This is a genomic window from Roseivivax sediminis, from assembly GCF_900112685.1.
In the GTDB taxonomy this organism is placed as follows: domain Bacteria; phylum Pseudomonadota; class Alphaproteobacteria; order Rhodobacterales; family Rhodobacteraceae; genus Roseivivax; species Roseivivax sediminis.
Genome location: NZ_FOMS01000002.1, coordinates 1 through 23506, shown reverse-complemented (window position 1 = coordinate 23506; position 23506 = coordinate 1). Strand labels below are relative to the sequence as shown.

General features: G+C 67.8%; 25 protein-coding genes. 19 read left to right on the top strand and 6 right to left on the bottom strand.

All coding sequences use genetic code 11. The features are described 5' to 3' along the window. The first annotated feature begins 1 nt into the window (after position 1). From F3H57_RS03215 to F3H57_RS03170, 10 genes are all read left to right on the top strand, one after another. Positions 2 to 358: a hypothetical protein gene (locus tag F3H57_RS03215; RefSeq protein ID WP_149754451.1), complete on the top strand. Its 357-nt coding sequence runs from the start codon at positions 2 to 4 to the stop codon at positions 356 to 358. Then, complete coding sequence (locus F3H57_RS03210; RefSeq protein ID WP_149754450.1) at positions 351 to 1304, top strand: VWA domain-containing protein; 954 nt, start codon at positions 351 to 353, stop codon at positions 1302 to 1304. Before F3H57_RS03215 ends, F3H57_RS03210 begins: the two co-directional genes overlap by 8 nt. After that, entirely contained in the window at positions 1301 to 2200 is a 900-nt protein-coding gene (locus tag F3H57_RS03205) for a vWA domain-containing protein (RefSeq protein ID WP_149754449.1), read from the top strand. The genes F3H57_RS03210 and F3H57_RS03205 overlap by 4 nt, the downstream gene beginning before the upstream one ends. Then, complete coding sequence (locus F3H57_RS03200) at positions 2197 to 2883, top strand: hypothetical protein (RefSeq protein WP_149754448.1); 687 nt, start codon at positions 2197 to 2199, stop codon at positions 2881 to 2883. Before F3H57_RS03205 ends, F3H57_RS03200 begins: the two co-directional genes overlap by 4 nt. Next, positions 2880 to 4061, top strand: a complete 1182-nt coding sequence (locus tag F3H57_RS03195; RefSeq protein ID WP_149754447.1) for a BatD family protein — start codon at positions 2880 to 2882, stop codon at positions 4059 to 4061. Before F3H57_RS03200 ends, F3H57_RS03195 begins: the two co-directional genes overlap by 4 nt. 88 nt (positions 4062 to 4149) lie before the next feature. Further along, positions 4150 to 4872, top strand: a complete 723-nt coding sequence (locus tag F3H57_RS03190; RefSeq protein ID WP_149754446.1) for a response regulator — start codon at positions 4150 to 4152, stop codon at positions 4870 to 4872. A 3-nt stretch (positions 4873 to 4875) separates the two neighbouring features. Beyond that, a complete protein-coding gene (locus F3H57_RS03185; protein ID WP_149754445.1) occupies positions 4876 to 6033 on the top strand; it encodes an FIST N-terminal domain-containing protein in 1158 nt (385 codons plus the stop codon). Further along, positions 6030 to 8276 carry a hybrid sensor histidine kinase/response regulator gene (locus F3H57_RS03180; RefSeq protein WP_149754444.1) on the top strand — a complete coding sequence of 749 codons (2247 nt, stop codon included), beginning with the start codon at positions 6030 to 6032 and terminating at the stop codon, positions 8274 to 8276. The genes F3H57_RS03185 and F3H57_RS03180 overlap by 4 nt, the downstream gene beginning before the upstream one ends. Before the next feature lie 50 nt (positions 8277 to 8326). Then, positions 8327 to 8998 (top strand): hypothetical protein, encoded by a 672-nt coding sequence (locus tag F3H57_RS03175; RefSeq protein WP_149754443.1) that lies wholly within the window; start codon positions 8327 to 8329, stop codon positions 8996 to 8998. Further along, positions 8995 to 9342, top strand: coding sequence for a hypothetical protein (locus tag F3H57_RS03170; protein ID WP_149754442.1), 348 nt, complete (start codon positions 8995 to 8997; stop codon positions 9340 to 9342). Before F3H57_RS03175 ends, F3H57_RS03170 begins: the two co-directional genes overlap by 4 nt. A 191-nt stretch (positions 9343 to 9533) precedes the next feature. Here F3H57_RS03170 and F3H57_RS03165 read toward each other — a convergent pair whose 3' ends face one another. After that, entirely contained in the window at positions 9534 to 10340 is an 807-nt protein-coding gene (locus F3H57_RS03165; protein WP_223162932.1) for a quinoprotein dehydrogenase-associated SoxYZ-like carrier, read from the bottom strand. Between the two features lie 129 nt (positions 10341 to 10469). Between F3H57_RS03165 and F3H57_RS03160 the strand changes: the two genes are divergently transcribed. Then, the gene (locus F3H57_RS03160) at positions 10470 to 11513 is read left to right on the top strand and encodes a quinoprotein relay system zinc metallohydrolase 2 (protein ID WP_149754440.1); all 1044 of its coding nucleotides are present in this window, start codon (positions 10470 to 10472) and stop codon (positions 11511 to 11513) included. 6 nt (positions 11514 to 11519) lie between these two features. On the opposite strand, the gene F3H57_RS03155 is transcribed toward F3H57_RS03160, so the two are convergent. Further along, positions 11520 to 12134 carry a hypothetical protein gene (locus tag F3H57_RS03155; RefSeq protein WP_149754439.1) on the bottom strand — a complete coding sequence of 205 codons (615 nt, stop codon included), beginning with the start codon at positions 12132 to 12134 and terminating at the stop codon, positions 11520 to 11522. Between the two features lie 160 nt (positions 12135 to 12294). Here F3H57_RS03155 and F3H57_RS03150 point away from each other — a divergent pair, with 160 nt between their 5' ends. From F3H57_RS03150 to F3H57_RS03125, 6 genes are all read left to right on the top strand, one after another. Continuing rightward, positions 12295 to 13407, top strand: a complete 1113-nt coding sequence (locus F3H57_RS03150) for an S-(hydroxymethyl)glutathione dehydrogenase/class III alcohol dehydrogenase (protein ID WP_149754438.1) — start codon at positions 12295 to 12297, stop codon at positions 13405 to 13407. 12 nt (positions 13408 to 13419) lie between these two features. Next, complete coding sequence (gene fghA / locus F3H57_RS03145; protein ID WP_149754437.1) at positions 13420 to 14244, top strand: S-formylglutathione hydrolase; 825 nt, start codon at positions 13420 to 13422, stop codon at positions 14242 to 14244. A gap of 307 nt (positions 14245 to 14551) precedes the next feature. After that, positions 14552 to 16354, top strand: coding sequence for a methanol/ethanol family PQQ-dependent dehydrogenase (locus tag F3H57_RS03140; protein ID WP_149754436.1), 1803 nt, complete (start codon positions 14552 to 14554; stop codon positions 16352 to 16354). A gap of 489 nt (positions 16355 to 16843) precedes the next feature. Then, positions 16844 to 17380, top strand: coding sequence for a c-type cytochrome, methanol metabolism-related (locus tag F3H57_RS03135; protein ID WP_149754877.1), 537 nt, complete (start codon positions 16844 to 16846; stop codon positions 17378 to 17380). Further along, positions 17361 to 18203: a substrate-binding domain-containing protein gene (locus F3H57_RS03130; protein WP_149754435.1), complete on the top strand. Its 843-nt coding sequence runs from the start codon at positions 17361 to 17363 to the stop codon at positions 18201 to 18203. Before F3H57_RS03135 ends, F3H57_RS03130 begins: the two co-directional genes overlap by 20 nt. Continuing rightward, on the top strand, positions 18200 to 18745 hold the full coding sequence (locus tag F3H57_RS03125; RefSeq protein WP_149754434.1) for a PQQ-dependent catabolism-associated CXXCW motif protein: 546 nt from the start codon (positions 18200 to 18202) through the stop codon (positions 18743 to 18745). Before F3H57_RS03130 ends, F3H57_RS03125 begins: the two co-directional genes overlap by 4 nt. A 3-nt stretch (positions 18746 to 18748) precedes the next feature. On the opposite strand, the gene F3H57_RS03120 is transcribed toward F3H57_RS03125, so the two are convergent. Genes F3H57_RS03120 through F3H57_RS03105 form a run of 4 tightly spaced genes read right to left on the bottom strand, consistent with a single transcriptional unit; the run spans position 18749 to position 21516 of the window. Beyond that, a complete protein-coding gene (locus F3H57_RS03120; RefSeq protein WP_149754433.1) occupies positions 18749 to 19558 on the bottom strand; it encodes a quinoprotein dehydrogenase-associated SoxYZ-like carrier in 810 nt (269 codons plus the stop codon). After that, positions 19555 to 20496, bottom strand: a complete 942-nt coding sequence (locus tag F3H57_RS03115) for a YVTN family beta-propeller repeat protein (RefSeq protein WP_223162931.1) — start codon at positions 20494 to 20496, stop codon at positions 19555 to 19557. Before F3H57_RS03115 ends, F3H57_RS03120 begins: the two co-directional genes overlap by 4 nt. Further along, entirely contained in the window at positions 20480 to 20995 is a 516-nt protein-coding gene (locus F3H57_RS03110; RefSeq protein WP_149754432.1) for an SRPBCC family protein, read from the bottom strand. The genes F3H57_RS03115 and F3H57_RS03110 overlap by 17 nt, the downstream gene beginning before the upstream one ends. Next, positions 20992 to 21516 (bottom strand): DUF3280 domain-containing protein, encoded by a 525-nt coding sequence (locus F3H57_RS03105; RefSeq protein WP_149754431.1) that lies wholly within the window; start codon positions 21514 to 21516, stop codon positions 20992 to 20994. Before F3H57_RS03105 ends, F3H57_RS03110 begins: the two co-directional genes overlap by 4 nt. Positions 21517 to 21635: 119 nt before the next feature. On the opposite strand from F3H57_RS03105, the gene F3H57_RS03100 reads away from it, so the two are divergent. Together F3H57_RS03100 and F3H57_RS03095 are read left to right on the top strand one after the other, a co-directional pair. After that, a complete protein-coding gene (locus tag F3H57_RS03100; protein WP_223162930.1) occupies positions 21636 to 22823 on the top strand; it encodes an ABC transporter substrate-binding protein in 1188 nt (395 codons plus the stop codon). Positions 22824 to 22840: 17 nt separating this feature from the next. Further along, the coding region (locus tag F3H57_RS03095; protein WP_149754429.1) for a PQQ-dependent catabolism-associated beta-propeller protein at positions 22841 to 23506 on the top strand (666 nt) is incomplete at its 3' end.

Here is a 23506-nt window from a genome sequence, read left to right as displayed (position 1 = left end):
GATGGAGCCCGCGCGCGCGATCACCGAAGAGGCCCTGCACGCCGGTCTGCGCGATATCCACCTGCCGCTGAATGCGCCCGGCGGCCTCGTTGCAGAACTGTTCGCCGCGCTCGCGCTCGGCCTTGCGCTGGCGCTGATCCTCGGACTGCTCCTGCGCACCCTGACCGCGCGGCGGGCCGGTATGCCTGCCGAAGCACCCCTCGACGCGCTGCCGGACGAGGCGCGGCGCCTCGCGCTCCTGCGCCTGCTGCGGGAGCGCGCGCCGGAGCGCTATGCCGAGATCGCGGCGAGCCTCTATCGCCCAGGCGGTTTGCCGGAGGCGGCGGAACTTCAGGCGGAGCTCGACCGCCATGCTTGAACTTGCCCAGCCGCTGGCGCTACTACTGCTTCCCCTGCCGCTTCTTGCCGCGCGCCTGTTGCCGCCGCGGCGCGACGCGGGGGCCGCGCTCGCCGTGCCGGAGCGAGTGGGCGAAGCGCTCTTGTCGGGCGGTAGCACGGGGGCGGGCGCGCAGATGCAGCGCGCGGTGCCCTGGGTTATCTGGGTGCTGATCCTGCTTGCGCTCGCCGGACCTCGCCAGCTCTCGCCGGTGCCGGCGCTCAAGGTCTCGGGCCGCGATCTGGCCATCGCGCTCGACCTGTCGGGCAGCATGGTGCGCGACGATTTCTTCCTCGACGGCGCGCAGATTGCCCGCTTGGAGGCGGTGCAGCGCGTCGGCGCGGATTTCGCCCGTCGCCGGGCGGGGGACCGCGTTGCGCTCATCGTCTTCGGGTCCGACGCCTATTACGCCGCGCCGTTCTCCTTCGACACGGAGGCCGTCGCGCGCCGGATCGAGGAGGCGACCATCGGCATCTCGGGCCGCGCGACCAATATCTCGGACGCGCTGGGTCTCGCGCTGAAGCGAATGGAGGAATCGGAGGCCGCTTCCCGGGTGGTGATCCTCCTGTCGGACGGGGTGAACAATGCCGGCGCAACCGCGCCGCGTGGGGTCGCCGCGCTGGCCGCCGACATGGGGGTGCGGGTGCACACGATCGCGCTCGGCCCGAAGGATCTGGAGAGCGCGGACGAAGGCGAGCGCGGCGTCGTCGACGCCGCGACCCTGCGCGCGATCTCCGAGATTTCGGGGGGTGAGAGCTTCCGCGTGAGAACGACCGAGGATCTGCTCGCCGTGACCGAGGCGCTCGACCGGCTGGAGGCGACGGACAGCGACGGGCTCGCCGCAGAGGTCTACCGCGCCTTCTGGGTCTGGCCCGCCGCGCTCGCCGCGCTCTTCGGCCTCGGCCTCGCATGGCGGGAGGCGGCATGACGGGGTTCGACGTCACGCTCCTGCGCCCGTGGTGGCTATTGGCACTACCCTTGCTGGCGTTTGCCGCCTGGTGGCTGCACCGGCGCGCTCAGAGCCCCGGCGATTGGGGCCGTGTGATCGAGCCCGAGCTGATGGCGGCGCTCTCCGCGCTTGGCCGCGTGGACGGCGGGAGCGCCCGGATCTTCGGCCGGGCGGCCCTGCTGGTCGCGGCGATCACGGTGGTCGCGCTGGCGGGTCCGGCGGTCGAACGGCGCGACGCCGCCGCCTTCCGCAACCTCGATGGCGCGGTCTTCGTCATCGACGCCTCGCCCTCGGTGATGGAGAGCCCGCGCTGGCCGCAGATGCAGGCGATGGGCCGCTTCGGGATCGCCGCGCTGGGCGCGCGCCCCGGCGGACTCGTGGTTTTTGCCGGGGACGCCTATGTCGCGACCGACATCACCGGCGACATCCGACAGCTCGGCCAGACGCTGTCGCTGATCGACGACGGCACGGTGCCCGACCCCGGCAGCCGCCCGGAACGCGGCCTCGCCCTTGCCGCGCGCATGCTGTCGGAGGCCGATGTGCTCGCCGGCGATGTGGTGCTGTTCACCGATGGCGGCGGGCAGGGGCCGGTGCCGCTCGAAGAAGCGGCGGGGATCGCGGGGCAGGGCGCGCGGTTGTCGGTGGTGAGCATGGAGGCCCCCGACGCGGCGCTGGAAACACTGGCCGAGGTCGGCGGCGGGCAGGTCTTCACGCTCGATCAGACCGACGCTTTCGCCGTCTTCATGGGTCAGAGCGGCCGCGAGCGGCTCGAACGCCAGGACTACCCGCTGCTGTTCTGGGCGGACCTCGGCCGGCTCGTCCTCGCGCTGGCGTTGATCCCGGCGCTGTTGCTGTTCCGCAGGGTGGCGGCATGAGCGCGCGGATCCTTCTGACCGCCACGGTCCTGTCGGCGCTTCTCGCCCTCGTGCTGGACGGCGCGTCGGGTTTCGGCCGCGTGCTGCTGGCCGCCGGAATGCCGCGCGCCGCCGCGCCATTCCTGACCGATCCGGCCTGGCGCGGCGTGGCGGAGTACCGGGCCGGACGCTGGGACGAGGCTGCGGACGCGTTCCGCGCTGCCGACAGCCAATACAATCTCGGCAACGCCGAGGCGCAGGCCGGCCGGTATTCCGCCGCGCTGGAAGCCTACGACATCGCGCGGGCAGCCGGAGACGCGGACGCCTCGGCGAATTTCGATCTGGTCGCTGCCTATTACGCGGGTCTCGCTCTCGATCCCGAATCTGTTGTCGAGTGGTTCTCGGGCCGGGACGAGACCGGCCCGGAGATGGCGGCTCCGATCGGCGAAGGCTCGGGACGTGCCGCCGGCACGGGTTCGGAGACGACGAATGCCGGGATGCTCCTGGGCCTGCCGGAGTTGACGAGCCGTGAACAGGCCGGCGTCCGCCGCGTCTTCGACGACAAGTTCATGGTCGCCAATCGCCGCTGGCTGGAACAGCTTTCGGACGTGCCGGGCGACTACCTCGCCGCACGCATTTCGCACGAACGAAAGCGGCGCTTCGAGGCGGGCCTTGCCCCGCCGGAGCCGGAGGACCCGCGATGAGATGGCTGTTGATCGTGCTGCTCTGGACCGGGGTGGCTCAGGCGCAGACGCGGCACGTCGCCCCGCGCGATGCGGAATTGACCGTCACGATAGAATCCGAAGGTAAGCCCTACACGCAGCAGATGGTGATGATCCGGATACACGGGGTATACCGGCGCCACGTCACCCGCGAGACGCTGGAACAGCCGGCGCTGGAAGGGTTCAACTGGAGTCAGCTGGGCGAGGACCGTTGGTACGACAGCTACGAGAACGGCCAGAAGGTGAAGAATTTCGAGCGGCGCATGGCGCTTTTTCCGGACGAGGCGGGCGAGGTGACGATCGGGCCGTTCGTCCACCACCTGACCCTGACGGACGAGGGCGACGACTGGTTCGATCACGATATCCGGTCGGAGCCTGTGACGTTCACGGTGCGCCCGGCCCCCACCGATGTCGACTGGTGGTTCCCCGTTCGCAGCTTGCGGATATCGGACGATTGGTCGAATGCGCCCGACCAGTTGCGGCCAGGCGAGGGTGTGCTGCGCATCATCCGCATCGAGGCGGTGGGCGCCACGCCCGAGATGATCCCGCCGATGCCGGAGCTGACCTCTCCGTCTGCAATGATCTTTGCGCATCCCGAGAAGCGGCTGGTGGAGCTTTCGCCGCAGGGGCCGGTGACCTACGCCTTCTGGCGCTGGACGGTGCGGCCCACCAACGCGACCTCCGCGATCCTGGAGCCGATCTCCTTCGACTATTTCGACACCGAGCAGGAGAAGGCGCACCGCGTGACGATCTCGGCGCAACGGATCGCCTACGAGGATGCGACGCTGGTCGAGACCGCCGAGGACGGGACCGTCCCGGCGGGAAACCTCCGGCGCGGTCCCCTGGCGCTGGTCGCCGCGCTGGGGCTTCTGGCCGGACTCGTCGCGATGCTGGCGGGGCGGCGGCTGTCCGGGGAAGCGGTGTGGCGCTCCGGTCCGTTCGACCCGCTGGGCCGGCAAGTGCGGCGTGCGGCTCGGGCGGGCGATCTTGCCGCGCTGCGGCGGGCGGGGGCGGCCCTGATCCGGCGGGACGGTCCCGATCCGGCGCGCCGGGCGATCCTGCACCGGCTCGATTCAACGCTGTTCGGCGGAGCGGAGCGACCGCGCGATCTGCGGGCCCTGGCTCGCGCCTTCCTGCGGGGCGACGCGGCGACCGGCTGATGCTCTCGCATCGGCGTGAGCGGATCGAGTCATTTTGTTGCGCGTTAGCGATTTCGGGGTTTATCCTTCTACCCGGGAGGACTTTGTCATGACACATGCGACGTGCGCGCGCGCGCCCGGACGGATCGCATCCGTTCTCATCGTTGACGATCATCCACTTTACGGAGACGCGCTCTCTGCGGCCATCAGCCTGGTGTTCGAAGGTTGTCGAATCGAGACCGCGCAGACCCTGCGCGCCGGGCTCGACCTTGTGGCCGATGGTTTCGCACCGGACCTGGCCATGTTCGATCTCAAGCTGCCGGACGTGAGCGGCATCTCGGGCTTCCAGTCGCTGCGCGAGAGCATTCCCGACACGCCAATCCTGGTGATCTCCTCGCTGACGTCGGTTCCGGTGGTCGATGCGCTGATGCAGGCCGGGGCCGCCGGCTTCCTGCCCAAGGACGCCTCGGCCCAGGTGCTGCGCAGCGCGCTGGCCGATGTTAGCACCGGGCGCAAGTTCGTCCCCGCCGGGTATCAGCGCAGCGCGAACGGGGCGCCGGCGGACGCGTTGTGCGAAAGCGCGCACCCAAAGCTGGCGGAACTGACGCCGCAGCAGGCCCGCATCATGCAGCTGATCCGAGCCGGCAAGCCGAACAAGCAGATCGCCTACGACCTCAACCTCGCCGAGGCGACGGTGAAGGCGCACATCACCGCGCTCCTGCGCCGGCTCGGCGTCCAGAACCGCACGCAGGCGGCAGTGCTGGTGGAGGCGGCCGAGGTCGACGGCGCCGGCGGGCTCGACCCGGATTCCCGCGCGTTCCTGAGCCAGTAGGCGATGCCGGACGGAACCGGACGCCCCGTCTATGTCAGCGTTGCGGTCTCGCACGAGCGCGATGCCGCGGCGGCGGTCGAGGAGGTGACGGCGGCGCTGCCGCTGCCGGCCACCTGTTTCGTGCTGATCTTCGTGCCCGAGCATCTGCCGCGCGACGTTCTCGCAGCCGAACTCGACCGCCAGATGGGAGGCGTGCCGGTCTTCGGCTGCACCACGGCCGGGCAGATCACGCCCGAGGGCTACGAGACCGACGCGCTGATGGCGGTGGCCTTCCCGAAGAAGCATTTCCGCTGCTCATCCGCCCTGATCGAACCGTTGAACCCGCTCTCGATCAAGGCCATCGCGTCCGAGGCGCGGCGCCAGGACACCCAGTTCCAGCACACGGCGGGCTGGAGCCGGCTGGCGCTGGTCTTTGCCGACGGGTTGTCGAAACAGGAGGATCTGCTCGTCTCGACGCTGGTCACGGCGCTGGAGGATCTGCCGATCTTCGGCGGCTCGGCCGGCAACGGGCTCGACTTCCGCGAGACCTTCGTGCTGCATCGCGGGCGCTTCCACACCAATGCCGCGCTGCTGCTGCTGATCGAGACCGACCTGGTGTTCGAGGGGCTCGGCTTCGACCATTTCCTGCCGACCGATACGCGCATGGTCGTCACCGATGCGCTGCCCGAGGAACGGCTGGTGCTCGAGATCAACGGCGCCCCGGCGGCGGCGGAATACGCGCGCATCGTCGGCTGCCCGGTTGATCACCTGTCACCCGAGATCTTCGCGGAGAACCCGATCCTGGTGCGGCAGAACGAAGCGTACCACGTCCGCGCGATCCAGGGCGCGCGCGGGGGGCAGGCGCTGTCCTTCCTGTCTGCGATCGACGACGGGCTCCTGATGACGCTCGGCCGCGGCAAGGAGATCATCGAGACGCTGGAAGCCGGCCTCGACGTGCGCGGCCCGCGGGGCGAGGCGCCCGACTTCATCCTCGGTTTCGACTGCGTCTTGCGCAAGCTGGAGATCGAGCAGAAGCAGCTGACCGACCCGGTGTCGAAGATCCTGTCGGCGGCGCGGGTCTTCGGCTTTAACACCTACGGCGAACAGCACCGGGGCGTGCACGTGAACCAGACCTTCGTGGGCGTGTCCTTCTTCGACCCGGTGCGGAGGGACCTGCATTGATCGACCCCGACGTCCCGCTCGAAACGCAGGTGGCGCGGCAGGCCAAGATCATCGACGCGCTGATCCGCCGGGCCAACCGCGAACACGACCTGTCGGGCTCGGCCTACAGCGCCTTCCAGTCGGCCGTCGCCCTGCAGGGCCAGGTCTGGGCCAAGACCCGCGATCTTGAGCGGACCGAAAGCGAGCTCGAGGTCGTGCGCAGCGACCGCGAACGCACGCGCCGCACCCTGACAGATGCGCTGGCCGCGCTTGAAGGGGGTGTTGCGCTCTTCTCCGAAGGGCGGCTCGAGGTCTGCAACGAGCTGTTCCAGCATCTCTTGCCTGATATCGGCGCGCGGGTGCGGCCGGGCCTGAGCCTTGAGGATTACTTCGAGGCGATGGCCGAAAGCCGGCACCTCGTGTCTACCGACCGGCGCATCCACAGCTCTCTCACCCGCGCGCGGCACGGGCCGGTGGGCACGTCGGTCCTGTCCTTCGTGATCGAACTGGCGCAGGATCGCTGGTACCAGATCAACCTGCAGCGCACCTCGGCCGACACGCTGGTGATTCTGCAGACCGAGATCACCGGGATCGTCCGCAAGAACCGGTCCGAGAAGGAAAACCTGATCGACGAGCAGGCCCAGTACCTGCAAGCCGCGTTCGAGCACATGGGATCGGGCATCTGCACCTTCAGCCGCGACGGCGAGGTGATCCTGCACAACACCGGCTTCCGCGAGCTTCTGGGCCTGCCCTTCACGCTTTTGCAGAAGGGCACCAGCCTGACGCAGATCCTCGGCTTCATCCGCGCCAACGGGCTGTTCCAGACGGCCGATCTGGCAGAGGTCGACGGCTGGCGCGACCGGCTCGCGCGGCACGGCCGTCTGCGGCGGCGTCTGCGCCATTCGGGCGGCCGGGTGCTGGACCTGCACGTCCACCCGCTCCCCGACGGTGGCTTCCTCGTCGACGTGAAGGATGTGACGCTGGAAAGCCGCGCGACCGAGATGCTGGAAAAGCGCGTCGGCGAGCGCACGGCGGAACTGACCCGCGCCAACCGCCGCCTGACGGCCCAATACGAGGCGCAGGCCCGCGTGGAAGAGGAACTGCGTGTCGCCAAGGAAGCGGCGGAGGCCGCGGTGTCGTCCAAGACCCGCTTTCTCGCCGCGGCGAGCCATGACCTTCTGCAGCCGATCAACGCGGCGAAGCTGCTGATCTCCACCTTGCGCGAAAGTGCGGAAGGCACGCCGCTTTCGCCCTCGCTCGAACGGCTCGACGGGTCCTTCCAGTCGATCGAGGAGATCCTGCACGCCCTGCTCGACATCTCGCGGCTCGATTCGACCGACGGGGCGCTGACGCCTGCCGATGTCTGTCTTGGCACCCTGATGCAGAGCGTGATCGAGGATCAGACGCCGGTTGCGGCCAAGAAGGGCGTGCGGCTCGACGCCGTGCCCTGTTCGGCGGTGGTCCGGTCGGACCAGCGCTATCTGATGCGGTCCATCCAGAACCTCGTGGTCAACGCGATTCAGTATACGGGCGCGGGCGGGCGCGTCCTTGTCGGCTGCCGGCGGCGGCCGGGCTCGGTGGTGCTGGAGGTCTGGGATACCGGCCTCGGGATCAGTGCGCACGATCAGACCCGCATCTTCGACGAATTCGCGCGGGCCGAGAACGTGCCGTTCGGGTCGGGCATGGGACTGGGCCTGTCCATCGTCGAACGCACCTGCCGTCACATGGGCCACAAGGTGCGCGTGCGCTCCAAGCCGGGCGTCGGGTCGGTCTTTTCCATCGAGATGCAGGTGGTGCCGGGGCGGCGGATGCCGGCCGCGGACGCGCCCGACCAGCCACCCCCGTCCGAGACCATGGACCGGATCGTGCTGATCGTGGAGAACGATCCGGATGTGCTGTTCGCCACGACCCAGAAGCTCGAATCCTGGGGGGCGAGCGTGCTGGCCGCCGCCTCGACCGAGGAAGCGCTCCAGATGGTGCGCGATATCGGCATGGCGCCGGACATCGTGCTGGCCGACTACCAACTCGACCGCGGCGACACCGGGATCGAGGCGATCAAGGCAATCCGGGCCGAGACCGGCGTGAAGGTTCCAGCGATCATGATCACCGCCGACCGCAGCCCGGAGCTGATCCGCAAGGGCGCCGAGATCGGATTCGCGGTGCTGACGAAGCCGGTGCAGCTTGGCAGGCTGCGGCCGCTGATCGACTGGAAGACGCGCTGGCAGGCGCCGGAGGGACCGGGCCCCGACAAAAGTCTGCCCTGACAGCGCGCGCGCCACCGCACAGGCTGGGCAGAGACGAAAGGGAGGACGACATGCCACGCATTCTGGCGCTCATCGGGTTTCTCGCCGCGGCGTCCGCCGCCGGGGCGGAGCCGGCGGCGAGCTACGATCTTCTGTTCAAGAACGGCACGCTCGACGAAATCTCGCGCGAGGCGACGCTGGTCTACGACCGCCATGTCGAAAACAGCGCCAAGGCCGACGCCGCGCTGCGCGACACCGGGCGCATCGCCCTGACCTTCGGAGAGGATCAGGGCGTCGAGATCGCCACGCTGGAATTCCGGCAGGGCGACAAGTACCGCACGCTCGGCCGCTTTCCGGCCAGCGTCGGCAACCCGATGATCATGTATTTCTACGAAACCGTCGTGCGCGACATGGCCGAGACCGCCGGCGGCAGCCCCTTCTACATCCGCAACCGCGTGAAGGAGGCGATGGCCCGCCCCGGCAACGTGACCGAGGGCACCGCCGAGTGGCAGGGCGACGAGGTTGCCGCGACCACAGTCACGCTGACCCCGTTCACCGAGGATCCCAACAGGTCCGAGATGGCCGGCTTCGCCGATCTCGCGCTGACCGTCACGATGTCCGAAGAGGTGCCGGGCTGGTACCTGTCGCTCAGCGCCGAGGCGCCGGGCGAGGGGGAGGCACCGCTCTATGCCTCGCAGATGCGGCTCCAAGAAATCGACCGGGCGGCGGAGGCAGAGCAATGAGACACGTCCTGTCGCTCGTCTTCATGCTCGCGGCCGGGGCGCTTCACGCGCAAAGCGCGGCGGAGCGGCTGAACGACTATCCAACCGCGGCGCGGGCGGATTACATCTTCGGTTGCATGGCGTCGAACGGCCAGAACCGGCGGGTGCTGGAGCAATGCTCCTGCTCCATCGACGAGATCGCCAAGATCCTGCCCTACGAGGAATACGTTCAGGCGGAGACGGTCCTGTCGATGCAGCTGGTAGGCGGCGAGCGCACGTCAATCTTCAAGAGCGCGGCCTCGATGAACGAATTGGTGGCCGAACTTCGGCGCGCGCAGGCGGAGGCGGAGATCATCTGTTTCTGAGGGCTCAGTGCAGAAACCGGGCGCGCGCCGGACCGGGGTCTGGCGCTACAGCCTCCGAGTTTCGTTCTTTTGTGCCAGCCAAGCCCCTCTGCAACATGAACGTCGCACGCGGGTGACAGCGCGCCCGCGCGCCCGGCACGTCCGGTGCCATTCGGGCGGTCAGAACGCTGCTCCACCGGCAGGTTATCACCTTATCCTTGTGCATCCTTCGGCAACTTGCGCTCGAAGACGTTGCCCTCGGTGTCCGTCGCCCGCACCCGCAGATCCGTCGACCCGTTGTCGGCATAGGAGAAGCGGAAGACCGGGTTCTCGCTGATCGAGATGCCGCCGGTCATCGAAAAGAGCTTCTCATCACCCTGCCAGACTTCCATTTCGTCGATGAAATGCGCCGGGATGAAGAGCTGCGTTATCTGGTCGCGCTGAAGCCCCGAATAGTTCGGGTGCCTGATCATGATCTGCGCCTCGCGCCGGGCGGTCGACATCGCCGGCGTGTCGAACTGGCGCAGCTTCATCTGCCCCATGGAGGCGAGCGCCACTTCCGGATCACGCGAGGCCGGCGCCGAACATCCGCCCGACGCCTTCACGAAGCGCCCCCCCATGGCCAGTCCTTCGGGCGTCTCGGCGATCACGCGCACGTTGGAATACTGGTTCACCCGCACCCGCAGCTCGAAATCCAGCGGGGCCATCGCGGCGCCGAATTCGAAGTTCGCGGCGACCGGGGCGGGGTTCTCGTCGATCACCACGGTCGCCGCATTGATCGGCGTGTCCGGGTCGGTCTGGGTGATCGCGATCGGGACCGTCGCGGCATCGTGAGCCCGGTAGGGCGCGTCCACGGTAAACAAGTCAGCGCCGTCGGCGAGCGCGGCATCGCCCACCACGTCGTAGCGCAGATCCTCCCAGGCGGCGCTGTCGGTGAGCGGGTTGCGAACCTCCTCTGCGACGGCGGGTGCGGCCAGAAGCGCGGTCAGCGCGGCGGCGCAAGCGGTCAGTCGGGTCACGCTCCTCCTCCTCGAATGGCATGGATGATTACTAGCATGACATAAAACCGCGCCTGCGCCCATTGCGCCCTTCGTCGGACTGGATCACGGCCCCGTGCGCGCGCGACCCTGACCGTGAAAGGAGCGCCGATGTTCGAAGCCGCCCTGACGCTGTGCCTGACCCTGTCGGCCGAGGTCTGCAGACCAACGCTCCTGCCCGGCTACGAGGCGGAGACGCGGGCCGCCTGCGCCGAGGCGCTCGCCGCGCGCCCGCCCGATCCCGGCCTGTTCGACCCGCTCGTGGCGCGCGGCGCCCCGTCCTGTGCCCCGGCCGGTCCGGCGCTCGACGTGACACAGGTGGCGCCCGGCCTCTTCGTGCATCGCGGCACGGTGGCAGAGCCGGACGCGGCGAACCTTGGGGACGTGTCCAACATCGCATTCGTCATCGGGGAGGACAGCGTCGCCGTGATCGACAGCGGCGGCTCCCGCGCCGTGGGCGAGGCGACGTGGCGCGCGATCCGGGCGCGCACGGACAAGCCGCTGAGCCATGCGATCCTCACCCACATGCACCCCGACCACGTCTTCGGTGCCTCCGTCTTCGCGGAGGCCGGGGCCGAGATCGTCGGCCATGCCAAGCTGCCCCGCGCTCTGTCGGACCGCGCGGCGAACTATGGCGAAAGCTTTGCGGAGCTGATCGGCCCCGGCGCCTTCATCGGCTCCCGGATCGTCGAGGTCGACCGGACGATCGCGGAGGGGGGCGAGATCGACCTCGGCGGGCGGGCACTGGCACTGAAAGCCTGGCCGCTGGCCCATACCGAAACCGATCTTTCGGTCTTCGATCCCATGACACGCACGCTCATCGCCGGGGACCTCGTCTTCGACGACCATGTTCCGGCGCTCGACGGCTCGCTGCGCGGTTGGCAGGAGGTGCTGGCGGAGCTCTCGCGGCAGGACGCGGTACGGGTCGTGCCCGGCCATGGCGGTCCGGTGCTCGACTGGCCTGACGGGGCAGCGCCGCTCGGCCGGTACCTCGACACGCTCGCCGCCGACACGCGCGCGGCCATCGACGCGGGCGAACGGCTGGGCGAGGCGGTGACGCACATCGCGCAGGAAGAGGCCGGCAGCTGGGCGCTTTTCGACGCCTACAACCCGCGCAACGCGACGGTCGCCTTCACAGAACTCGAATGGGAGTGAGGCTCCCTAGCCCTGGGCCGCCCGTTGCAGGATCTGCGACAGCGAATAGAGCCGCTGTTCCAGCAACACCGGCGTCTCGCAGACATAGCGCAGGGACCGCTGGCGGTCGGTGTAGATCCGTTCGTCCCAGTCGATCTGCTCCTCCAGCGCATCGACCCGGTCGAAATCGGGATCTTCGGCCTGCATCGCCTCGTCCATCTCGGACCGAGCGGCATCGATCTTCTTCGAAAGCTCGATCTGGCCGAGGGAGAAATCCGCGATCCCGTCGATGATCTGCCCGCGGCGCCCGGACAACTCCTCGAAGACGCGGGTGAAGACCTCGCTCAGGACCGCGCGGTTGGCGCCATGCTCCGCCACGAACTCCGACACCCGCGTCTCGGCCTCTTCGAGCGACACCCGCCGCAGCGAGAGCACGGCGGCGAGGTCGTCGACCGCTGCCTCAAGCGCCTCGTCCAATTCCGGCGTCGGCTCTTCGCTCGGCGGCCACATGAGGCCCTGTGAAAGGCTCTCAACCTTGCGCTGTACGCAGGGCCAGGTGGGGTCTTCGTAGGTGTTGGCGGTCGCGGTGCCGCCGACCAGCACGAGGGCCAGTGCGGCGGCGATGTTCATGGATCTCAGCATGTGTCTCACTCCCTGAATCCATTATGGTTTTGGCGCGTGCCGGAGTCCACTCGGACGAATACCCACCAAGGTCTGCGTTGTTCGGCCAAGCCGGCGGCCGCCATACTCCGGTCAAGCGTCGAAGTGCGCACGGAACATAGCCGAGGGAAGGAGTCAGCACATGAAAACGCGTGCTGCGGTGGCGATGGAAGCGGGCAAGCCGCTGGAGATCATGGACGTGAACCTGGAGGGCCCGAAGGCGGGCGAGGTTCTGGTGGAGATCAAGGCGACGGGGCTGTGCCATACCGATGAATTCACCCGCTCGGGCGCTGACCCCGAGGGTCTGTTCCCGAGCATTCTCGGGCACGAGGGCGCCGGCGTCGTGGTGGAATGCGGCGAGGGCGTCACCAGCGTAGAGCCGGGCGACCATGTCATCCCGCTCTACACCCCCGAATGCCGGGAATGCGAATATTGCCTCTCGGGCAAGACCAACCTCTGCCAGGCGATCCGGGGCACGCAGGGCAAGGGCCTGATGCCCGACGGCACGTCGCGCTTCAGCCTCGACGACGGCACGGTGCTGCATCACTACATGGGCTGTTCCACCTTCGCCAATCACACGGTCCTGCCGGAGATTGCGCTGGCAAAGGTTAACAAGGACGCTCCGTTCGATAAAATCTGCTATATCGGCTGCGGCGTGACCACCGGCATCGGCGCGGTGATCAACACCGCCAAGGCCGAGATCGGCTGCCGGGCGATCGTCTTCGGCCTCGGCGGGATCGGTCTGAACGTGATCCAGGGCCTGCGGCTCGCTGGCGCGGACCAGATCGTCGGCGTCGACCTCAACCCCGACAAGAAAGAGATGGCGACGCGCTTCGGGATGACCGATTTCGTCAATCCGAAAGAGGTTGAAGGCGATCTCGTGGCGCATCTGGTCGAACTGACCGGCGGCGGCGGCGACTACACGTTCGACGCCACGGGCAACGTGGGCGTGATGCGCACGGCGCTGGAATCGGCGCACAAGGGCTGGGGCGAATCGATCATCATCGGCGTCGCGCCGGCGGGGGCGGAGATCTCCACCCGGCCGTTCCAGCTCGTCACCGGGCGGGTCTGGAAGGGCACGGCCTTCGGCGGCGCCAAGGGCCGGACGGACGTGCCGAAGATCGTCGACTGGTACATGCAGGGCAAGATCGAGATCGACCCGATGATCACCCACACCCTCACCCTCGACGAGATCAACCACGGCTTCGACCTCATGCACGAGGGCAAGTCCATCCGCGCCGTCGTCACCTTCTGAGGGACATGGGAAATGGACATCGTCTCGCAGAACCGCAGCTTCGGGGGGATCCAGACGGTCTACCGCCACCCCTCGAACACCTGCGGCTGCGAGATGACCTTCGCGGCCTACCTGCCGCCCCAGGCTGCGGACGGTCCGGTGCCGGTCCTGTGGTACCTGTCCGGCCTGAGCGGCACGCCCGAGGCGGCGGTCGAAGCCGGTGGGTTCCAGAAGCACGCGGCCGAACACGGACTGGCCGTCGTCTTTCCAGACACTTCGCCGCGGGGCGATACGGTCGCCGATGACGCGGATGCGGATCTCGGCCAGGGCGCGGGGTTCTACCTCAACGCCACGCGAGATCCGTGGCGGACCCACTACCGGATGTACGACTACATCCTGAACGAGCTCCGCGACCTGGTGCTCGATCATCTGCCGGTCGAGGACCGGCACGGCATCACCGGTCACGCCATGGGCGGGCACGGGGCGCTGACCATGGCGCTGCGCAATTCGGAGATGTTCTCGTCCCTGTCGGCCTTCGCGCCGATCGCCAACCCGACCTGTTCGGAATGGGGGCGCAAGCAGCTCTCGGCCTATCTCGGCGATGACGAGACAGCCTGGTCGGAGCACGATTCGACGCTGCTTCTGGACGATCTGGGCTGGAAGACGGACATCCTGGTCGATCAGGGCGCGGAAGATCAGTACCTCGACCTCCTGCGTCCGGAGGCCTTCGCGACGATGATGGCCAAGCGCCGGCAGCCCGGCACGTTCCGGGTGCAGAAGGGATACGACCATTCGCTACGTTTCGTGAGCAGCTTCGCCCGTGATCACGTGGTGTGGCACGCAGAGAGGTTGCACTGAGTCGATGGAAGAGGGCGGCAGATACCGCGACAGCGCGCGTCGCGCCCGATTCCACCGCCGCGGCGCGCACCGCAGCGCCGAACAAGACAGGGGCCGCGCGAGATTCGCCGCGAAACGTGCGCGCCTCGGGACCGGAGATCAAGGAGGGACGTAAGAGCGCGGCATGTCCGCACCGCCAGGGCGCAAGGGAGGAGAGACCCACGATGCGCTCCGGCAAGCGCCGGACCAACGGACGCGGCGGCGCGGGAGCACTCCCCGCATCGGCGCTCCGCATCAAGGACGAAGAACGTCAACAAGGGAGTTGGAAATGAAAAAGCTCACGCTTTTGACATCCGGGATCGCGCTCGCCACCGCCTCGATGGCGGTCGCCAACGACGATCTCATCAACCTGATGGATGACCCGAACCAGTGGGCCATCCAGACCGGGGACTACAAGAACCAGCGCTATTCCGAGCTCGACCAGATCAACGCCGAGAACGTCGGCGATCTGCAGGTGGCGTGGACCTTCTCGACCGGCGTTCTGCGCGGGCATGAAGGCTCCCCGCTGGTGGTCGGCGACACGATGTTCGTGCACACGCCGTTCCCGAACATCGTCTACGCGCTCGACCTCGCGAACGAGGGCCGGATCAAGTGGAAGTACGAGCCGCAGCAGGATCCGGACGTCATTCCGGTGATGTGCTGTGACACCGTCAACCGCGGGGTCGCCTATGCCGACGGCAAGGTCTTCCTGCACCAGGCCGACACCAAGGTCGTCGCGCTCGATGCCGAAACCGGCGAGGTTGCGTGGGAGCAGGTGAACGGCGATCCGTCGGTCGGCGAGACCAACACCGCGACGGTGCTGCCGGTCAAGGACAAGATCATCGTCGGCATCTCGGGCGGCGAATTCGGTGTGCAGGGGCACGTCACCGCCTACAACATCGAGAGCGGCGAGCAGGAATGGCGCGCCTATTCGGTGGGCCCGGACGATCAGATCCTCTTCGACCCCGAGAACACCATGGAGCACGGAGAGCCCGTGGGCGCCGACAGCTCGCTCAACTCGTGGGAAGGCGACCAGTGGAAGATCGGCGGCGGCACCACCTGGGGCTGGTACGCGGCCGACATGGAGGAGAACCTCTTCTATTACGGCTCGGGCAACCCCTCGACCTGGAACCCGGCGCAGCGCCCGGGTGACAACAAGTGGTCGATGACCGTTTTCGCCCGCGACATCGACACCGGCGAGGCCAAGTGGGTCTACCAGATGACCCCGCACGACGAGTGGGACTACGACGGCGTCAACGAGATGATCCTGACCGAGCAGGAGTGGGAAGGCGAAGAGCGCAAGCTTCTGACCCACTTCGACCGGAACGGTCTCGCCTACACGATGGACCGCGTCTCGGGTGAACTCCTCCTGGCCGAGAAGTTCGATCCGGTGGTGAACTGGACCACGGGTGTCGACATGGACCCCGAATCCGACACCTACGGCCGTCCCGAAGTGGTGGCGCAGTACTCGACCGAGCAGAACGGCGAGGACGTGAACTCGACCGGCATCTGCCCGGCCGCGCTCGGCACCAAGGACCAGCAGCCGGCGTCCTACTCGCCCAAGACGGAAACGTTCTACGTGCCGACGAACCACGTCTGCATGGACTACGAGCCGTTCCGGGTGAGCTACACGGCCGGTCAGCCCTACGTGGGTGCGACCCTGTCGATGTATCCCGCGCCGGACAGCCACGGCGGCATGGGTAACTTCATCGCCTGGGACAACATCAACGGCGAGATCAAGTGGTCCATCCCGGAGCAGTTCTCGGTCTGGTCGGGCGCTCTGGCCACGGCAGGGGATATCGTCTTCTACGGCACGCTCGAGGGCTACCTGAAGGCCGTGGACGCCGAGACGGGTGACGAACTCTACCGTTTCAAGACTCCGTCGGGCATCATCGGCAACGTGATGACCTACACCCACGACGACAAGCAGTACGTGGGCATCCTGTCGGGCGTCGGCGGCTGGGCCGGCATCGGTCTCGCGGCCGGTCTGACCAACCCCAACGACGGCCTCGGCGCCGTGGGCGGCTACTCGGCGCTGAGCGACTACACCGCGCTCGGCGGGCAACTGACCGTCTTCGCACTGCCGGACTGATATCGGCATGATCCCCGCGGGCCGGCACGCCAACACCGTGTCGGCCCGTTCTACTTTCCCCCGAAAGACCAAAGGACACGCGCGATGCACGCGACGACCCGGTACGGTTTCACCCTGATAGCCGCGGCCGCCCTGACGGTTTCGCTGGGCGCCAGCGCCTGGGCCCAGGACGGCTCGGAAGAACCCGACTGCCCCGAAGATTTCGACACCGAGCCCGGCTGCGACATGAGCCTGCCGGACACCTCGACCTCCGAGGATCAGCCGGTGGAGGGCGCGGCCACCGCGCCGGTGGAGCCCGCCGACGGCGGCGAGGGCACCACCACGATGACCGGCCCAGACACCGAAGGTGACGGCGGCGCCCCCGAAGAGACGCCGGAAGGCGGCAGCACGGCCGAAGAGACCGGCGAGAATGCCGAGACCGGCGGCGCTGTGACCGGCGGTGCGGAAACCGCGCCGACGCCCGAGGGTGATGGCGAGGGCGAGAACAGCATGTCCGAACCAGATGCGGATCCGGACTCAGACCCCGAGGGTGGCGCGGACGAAGCCTCGGCCGAGAATTCGGACGCCGAAGTCACCGAGGCCGACGTCCAGGGCGATCCGAACATCGTCGTCGCCTACGAGGACGGCGGCCGCTACTACACCGAGGACGACATTCCGACCTTTCACGTGGCCGAGGACGGCACGATCGACTGGCTGACCTATTCCGGCTTCCGCCGCTATCATTCCGAATGCCATGTCTGCCACGGCCCGGACGGCGAAGGCTCGACCTACGCGCCGGCGATCAAGAATTCCGCCGTGAACATGGATTACTACGACTTCTACGACGTCGTGGTGAACGGCCGCAAGAACGGCAATTCCGTCATGCCGTCGTTCGGCGACAACGCCAACGTCATGTGCTACCTTGACGATATCTACGTCTACCTCAAGGCACGTGGTGCCGGGGAAGTCGCGCGTGGCCGTCCGGCCAACAAGGAACCGAAATCCGACATGATTCGAGAGATGGAAAATGCCTGCATGGGCGGCTAAGCCTTCCGGACTTCTCGTACTGGCCCTGCTGGCCTCCCAGGCAGGGCCGGTCACGGCGCAAACCTCTGATCTCGTGTCCCAGAACGCGTTCAGGGTTTGCGCCGATCCGGCCAACTATCCGATGTCGAACGAAGCCGGGGAGGGTTTCGAGAACAAGATCGCGGCGCTGTTGGCGGAGAAGCTGGATCGCCCGCTCACCTACGAATGGTTCCCGATGGCCACCGGCTTCATCCGCAACACGCTGGCGGCGAACCGCTGCGACGTGGTGATCGGTTACGCCCAGGGCCACGAGCTGGTGCAGAACACCAACCACTACTTCACGTCGGTCTACACCCTTATCGTCCCCGAAGACGGGGAGCTGTCGGAGGTCACGGCACTGTCCGACCCCGCACTCGAGGGCAAGCGGATCGGCGTCATCGCGGGCTCTCCGCCGGGAAATCACATGGCGCGCAACGGCCTGATGGGTGACGCGGAGGCCTACAGGCTCTTCGTCGACCGCCGTTACGAAAGCCCTGCGCAGGACATGCTGGCCGATCTCGATGCAGGAGAGCTCGACGCCGCGGTGCTCTGGGGGCCGATCGGCGGGCCGCTGGTGAAAGACGAGCATCCCGACATGAAAGTCGTGCCGTTGATCGCGGAGGACGGCCCGCCGCGGCTGTTCTTCCGGATCACGATGGGTGTGCGCCGTGGCGAGGAGGTGTGGAAACGCGAGCTGAATTCGCTGATCCGCCGCCACCAGGACGAGATCAACGCCATCCTGTCCGAAGCGGGCGTGCCGCTGGTCAACGACATGGGGACGGAGATCGTCGAGGTCTCGCAATGATGCGCTGGCCGGCGGCGCTGCTAATTGCAGCGCTGCCGGCCTTCGCGCTTGCCCAGGCGGCCGAGGAGCCGGCCGGCTACCGGATGGATGACTACCGCGCCCCGGTTCCGGCAACGCTGGACGGCGCGCGCGTGGTCGGACCGGAAGGCGCGCACGAGCTCTGGAAGGCGGGAGAGACGGCGTTCATCGACGTCTTGCCCCGCGCCCCGAAGCCGAAGAACCTGCCCGAGGGCACGATCTGGCGCGACACGCCCCGACAGTCCGTCCCCGGCGCGACCTGGCTTCCGAATGTCGGCTACGGCGCCATCGCGGAAGAGACGGCCGATTACTTCCGCGCCGGGCTCGATGTGGCGACGGGGGGCGACAAGGATCACCCGGTCCTGTTCTTCTGTCTGGAGGCTTGCTGGATGTCCTGGAACGCCGCCAAACGCGCGCTCGAATACGGTTACAGCGAGGTTTACTGGCTGCCCGAGGGCACCGACGGCTGGGCGCTCTGGGATTATCCGCTCGAAGTGATCGAGCCGATGGCGGGGGAGCCCTGAGGCTCAGAACCCCGGCAGGCGGGTGGAGGCATGGCTCACCGTGCCGTCGGTGTCGGTCATGGTGACATCGACGCTCTGCGCGCCGCCGGGGATCGACAGGCTGACGCGCGGGTTTTCCGAGAGGGAGATTGAGCCGGTGATGTCGACGTATCCCGCCCCGTCGAGGTCGATGGCCACGTCCTGCACGTAGCGCAGCGGGATGAACAGGAGCGAGATCTGGTCCTTCTGCATCCCCGAATGCGAGGGATGAGAGATATCCACGTCGAGCCGGCTCTGCCGCGCGCCGAGCGCGGCAAGCCGCCCCGCTGCCGTCCCTCCGGCCCCGGCCTCCACCGTGAGGACCATGTCGCCGAGCGTCGCCAGCGCCTTATCCGGATCGGTCCCCGGCGGCGCGGCGCAGGCGCCCTGGCCCGAAGTCTTGACGTAGGTGCCCGCCACGAAAAGCCGGCCATCGGTGGTCTCGGCCACCACGTGCACCGGCGTCGGGCCGTTCACCCGCATTGTCACGTCGAAGAAGAACCGCTCCTGCGGCGCGTCGAGCTCGAACACCGCCGAGACCGGCATCGGGTTCTCGTCGAGCACCAGTGTCACCTTCCCGATCCGCAGGCCCTCGGGCGCCGCCACCTCGGCCGCGATCCGCGTGCGCGCATCCATGTCCGAGCGATAGGGCGCGTCGATGGCGATGACGTCGGCGCCGTCCAGCAGCGCCCGGTCGCCGTAAAGCTGCACCGCCACGTTGTCCCAGGCCGTCGGGGTCGCGGCGGCGACTGCGGGCGCGGCGGCAAGCGCGGCGGCGATCAGAAGATGTCTCATTCCGGTCCTCCCATCACGAACGCCCCGAAGGCGCGCGGCCCGTCGCCGACCGCGATCTCGCCCGTCACCTCGCGCGTCTTCGCGTCGATCAGCGTCACGCTGTTATCGAACCAGTTTGCCACAATGAGGGTGCCGCCGTCCTCCGTCACGTCGATCCCTTCGGGATATTCCCCGACACTCACCACCGCGACCTCCTCGAGGGTATCGAGCGCGACGACGCTGACCGTGCCGGCATACTGGTTGGTGACGAAGGCGTGCCACGCTGCGAAGGCGACGCCATAGGGCCGGTCGCCCACGCCGAAGGTTGCCAGAACCTCGCCCGCGACCGGATCGACCACGCTGACGTCGTTGCTCCCGACGTTGGCCGCGAAGAGCCGCCCGTCCGGAGCGAAGCGCAGCCCGAAGGGGCGGGTGCCCACGGCGACGTCCGCGTGCCGTTCAAGTGTCTCGGCGTCGACGATCGACACAGCATCAGCGTCGCGGTCGGCAGAGGCGAGCCAGCGCCCGTCCGGCGAGAAATCCAGCCCCGCCGGCGCGGCACCGGTTGCAAGGTCCCGGATTACCGACAGATCGGCCGCGTCCAGCACCCAGATCCGGGCATTGTACCAGTCGGACACGAAAACGCGGCCGCGCCCTGCGTCGACCGCGATGCCCGTCGGCCCGCCGTCCAGCACCGTCTCGGCCACGACTTCCCGGGTCGCAGCGTCGAAGCGCCGAACGGTCTTGCTGTCGGGGGACACAGTGTAGATGCCGAGGCCTGGATGCGCGGCCACACCCGCCGGTTTGCCCGGCACGTCGATGCGCGAGACCTCCTGCCGGGTCTCGAGGTCCAGAACGCTCAGGCTGTCGCCGTTCTGGTTGGTCACGAAGGCCATGTCCCCCGCCGCGGGCCACGCGGCGAGGGTCAGGATCAGCGCAAGATCACGAGCCCGGCGCACCGAACCGCTCGACCAGCGCGGTCATGCCCGCCTCGTCGTTCAGCTCTTCGGGGGGATCGTTGTTCGGATAGCCGCGATAGAACGCGCCGCGCCATTCGACCAGCGATCCGCCCCCGTCGAGCGGCTTGACCGTGAGGTGCGAGGAATAGTTCGTCACCGGCAGCACCTCTACCGCCACATCGGTGATGCGGTAGGAATAGGTCATCTTGTCGGCGTCGTACTTGTAGAGGATCTCGGAGATCGTCGGCCCGTCCGCGCCCTGATCGCTCAGGTGCAGAACGCGGGTCGCATCGATCTCGTTGCCGCCCTCGCCGGTCTGGCTGATCACCGCGGGGTGCCAGGTCAGGTCCTGGAAGTCGCCGATGGCCTCCCAGACCTCGGCCGGCTCCGCCGCGACTTCCGTCGTCACGGTGATCTTCTGGCGGGTCGGTCCATGGGCGAGCGCCAGCCCCGGCAGCGTCGCCGCGAGCGCCAGCCCCATGAAGATGCGTCGTTTCATTCTCCCTCCTCTTCGAAGAACGTGTTGTCCAGAATGTAATTCATGCCCCGCTGCCACGACTCGTCGGTGTTGGAGCGGATGTCGACGACGCGCCCGCGCACCATGTCGCCGGTCTCGGCGTCGCGCATCTGCAGGTTCATCGACAGGATCAGGTTCGACACCTTCTGCACCTCGCCCACGAGGCTGTAGCCGGCGCCCAGATCCGCCGCCGCGCGGGTGTCGCAGCCGTAGCACTTGGCCGGGTTCACCACGCGGTCGATCTGGTCCTGCACCGGGGCGGTGTCGGCGAGGGTCCAGCCTTCTTCGGCGAAGCGGTCGGCCACCAGCTCCTCGAGCATCCCGATCCGTGCGGCCTCGGCGGGGTCGGCGCCCTGCATCTCGGTCTGGATCGAATCGTCAAGATAGGTGATCCCGAAGAAAGCCACCTCTGCGGAGCGGTCGAGCTCGGGCCAGTCCTGCTGGGCCAGGGCCGGGGCGGCAAGGCCGAGCAGGGCAGCCAGCATTGTAATTAAGTATCGCATGGCCGGCATCGTCGGCGCGGCGGCGGCGATCGGCAATGATCCGAAGGTATCGGTTACCGGGCGGAGGCCGTATCTGGCACCTTTTTCAGAGGTCGGGAAAACCGACATGGGAGGACATCTTGAAACGATTTCTCGCGATCTGCGCTTTCGCGTTCGGCGGCCTTGCACTTGCAGGCCCGGCCGCGGCGGTCGATGTGCGCGCGGCGGTGCTGCGCATCGACTACGACGAATTGCTGCCCATCTCGCGCTATGAGCACCCGTCCGAGGATGTCGGCTTTGCCGGCGCCCGGCTCGCGGACGAGGATAACGGCACCACCGGCCAGTTCCTCGGCCACACCTTCGAGACCGAGACCGTCGCCACGACGCCGGAAGATGCCGACGCGGCGCTCGACCGGCTGATCGCGGACGGTGTCCGGCTTTTCGTGATCCTGGCTGAAGCGGAAGACCTGCTGCGCCTCACCGACCGCGCATCGGAGGACGGCGCGCTGGTGTTCAACGCGCTGGCGCGCGATGCGGCGCTGCGCAGCGGCGAATGTCGCGCGAACCTTCTGCACACCGCGCCGTCGCACAACATGATGGCCGACGCGGTGGCGCAGTTCGCGATCTGGAAGCAGTGGGAAGAGTGGCTGCTCGTCTCCGGCTCCAACCCCGAGGACCGGCAGTTCGCGGACGCCCTGCGCAACGCCGCCACCAAATTCGGGGCCGAGATCGTGGAAGAGCGCGAGTTCGAGGATACCGGCGGGGCGCGGCGAACCGATTCCGGCATCGTGCAGGTACAGCGCCAGTTGCCCACCTTCATGCAGGACACGGAAGAACATGACGTGGTGATGGCCGCCGACCGCTCCGACGTCTTCGCCGAGTACCTGCCGTATCATCAGTGGACGCCGCGCCCGGTGATGGGATCGGGCGGCCTCGTACCGGTCACGATGCACGGGGCGCACGAGTTCTGGGGCGCGATGCAGCTCCAGTCGCGGTTCGACGATCTCGGTCAGCGCTATATGAGGGAGGAGGATTACGACACCTGGCTTGCCCTGCGTGTCGTCGGAGAGGCGGTCACGCGGATCTCGAGCGCGGAGCCGGACGCGATCCGCGACTACGCGCTGTCGGATGATTTCGAGCTCGCGGCGTTCAAGGGCCAGCCCGTCACCTTCCGCACCTGGAACGGCCAGATGCGCCAGCCGATCCTGCTTTACGACGGGCGCATTACCGTCAGCGTGAGCCCGCAGGACGGGTTCCTGCACCAGCGCTCCCCGCTCGACTCGATGGGCCTCGACGCGCCCGAATCCGACTGCAGCGCCTTCGAGTGAGGCAAGGACAAAGACATATGAAACATCTGATCCTGACCACCGCGCTCGCCGCGCTGACCGCGAGCCCTGCGCTCGCCAACAAGGTCTTCGTGTCGAACGAGCGCGGCAACACCGTGACCGTGATCGACAGCGACACCTGGGAGGTGATCGAGGAATTTCCCGCCGGCAACCGCCCGCGCGGGATCACCATCTCGCCCGACGGCACGAAGCTCTATGTCTGCGCCTCGGACGACGACACCGTGCGCGTCTTCGACACCGAGACCTACGAGGAACTCTACACCCTCCCCTCGGGCCCGGACCCGGAGCTGTTCGTGATCCACCCCTCGGGCAACCCGCTCTACATCGCGAACGAGGACGACAACCTCGTCACCGTGACCGACACCGAGACGCGGCAGGTTCTGGCCGAGGTGCCGGTGGGCGTGGAGCCCGAGGGCATGGGGATCAGCGCCGACCAGAAATACGTGGTCAACACGTCCGAGACCACGAACATGGCGCATTTCATCAACACCGAGACCTACGAGATCGACCACAACATCCTCGTCGACCAGCGCCCGCGCTACGCGCAGTACACCGCGGACGGCACCCGGCTTTACGTCTCGTCCGAGATCGGCGGCACGGTGTCGGTGATGGACATCGCCGAGGACGGCACCCCGACGCTGACCCAGAAGATCGAGTTCGAGGTG

Excerpts from the sequence above, each read along its gene's own strand:
- F3H57_RS03125 (WP_149754434.1), top strand. The coding sequence starts at position 18,200 with ATGATGCGCTGGCCGGCGGCGCTGCTAATTGCAGCGCTGCCGGCCTTC.
- F3H57_RS03185 (WP_149754445.1), top strand. The coding sequence starts at position 4,876 with ATGCCGGACGGAACCGGACGCCCCGTCTATGTCAGCGTTGCGGTCTCG.
- F3H57_RS03155 (WP_149754439.1), bottom strand. The coding sequence starts at position 12,134 with ATGCTGAGATCCATGAACATCGCCGCCGCACTGGCCCTCGTGCTGGTC.
- F3H57_RS03130 (WP_149754435.1), top strand. The coding sequence starts at position 17,361 with ATGCCTGCATGGGCGGCTAAGCCTTCCGGACTTCTCGTACTGGCCCTG.
- F3H57_RS03215 (WP_149754451.1), top strand. The coding sequence starts at position 2 with ATGGAGCCCGCGCGCGCGATCACCGAAGAGGCCCTGCACGCCGGTCTG.
- F3H57_RS03200 (WP_149754448.1), top strand. The coding sequence starts at position 2,197 with ATGAGCGCGCGGATCCTTCTGACCGCCACGGTCCTGTCGGCGCTTCTC.
- F3H57_RS03135 (WP_149754877.1), top strand. The coding sequence starts at position 16,844 with ATGTCCGAACCAGATGCGGATCCGGACTCAGACCCCGAGGGTGGCGCG.
- F3H57_RS03190 (WP_149754446.1), top strand. The coding sequence starts at position 4,150 with ATGACACATGCGACGTGCGCGCGCGCGCCCGGACGGATCGCATCCGTT.
- F3H57_RS03170 (WP_149754442.1), top strand. The coding sequence starts at position 8,995 with ATGAGACACGTCCTGTCGCTCGTCTTCATGCTCGCGGCCGGGGCGCTT.
- F3H57_RS03110 (WP_149754432.1), bottom strand. The coding sequence starts at position 20,995 with ATGAAACGACGCATCTTCATGGGGCTGGCGCTCGCGGCGACGCTGCCG.
- F3H57_RS03140 (WP_149754436.1), top strand. The coding sequence starts at position 14,552 with ATGAAAAAGCTCACGCTTTTGACATCCGGGATCGCGCTCGCCACCGCC.
- F3H57_RS03175 (WP_149754443.1), top strand. The coding sequence starts at position 8,327 with ATGCCACGCATTCTGGCGCTCATCGGGTTTCTCGCCGCGGCGTCCGCC.
- F3H57_RS03105 (WP_149754431.1), bottom strand. The coding sequence starts at position 21,516 with ATGCGATACTTAATTACAATGCTGGCTGCCCTGCTCGGCCTTGCCGCC.
- F3H57_RS03205 (WP_149754449.1), top strand. The coding sequence starts at position 1,301 with ATGACGGGGTTCGACGTCACGCTCCTGCGCCCGTGGTGGCTATTGGCA.
- F3H57_RS03160 (WP_149754440.1), top strand. The coding sequence starts at position 10,470 with ATGTTCGAAGCCGCCCTGACGCTGTGCCTGACCCTGTCGGCCGAGGTC.
- F3H57_RS03120 (WP_149754433.1), bottom strand. The coding sequence starts at position 19,558 with ATGAGACATCTTCTGATCGCCGCCGCGCTTGCCGCCGCGCCCGCAGTC.
- F3H57_RS03195 (WP_149754447.1), top strand. The coding sequence starts at position 2,880 with ATGAGATGGCTGTTGATCGTGCTGCTCTGGACCGGGGTGGCTCAGGCG.
- F3H57_RS03150 (WP_149754438.1), top strand. The coding sequence starts at position 12,295 with ATGAAAACGCGTGCTGCGGTGGCGATGGAAGCGGGCAAGCCGCTGGAG.
- fghA (WP_149754437.1), top strand. The coding sequence starts at position 13,420 with ATGGACATCGTCTCGCAGAACCGCAGCTTCGGGGGGATCCAGACGGTC.
- F3H57_RS03210 (WP_149754450.1), top strand. The coding sequence starts at position 351 with ATGCTTGAACTTGCCCAGCCGCTGGCGCTACTACTGCTTCCCCTGCCG.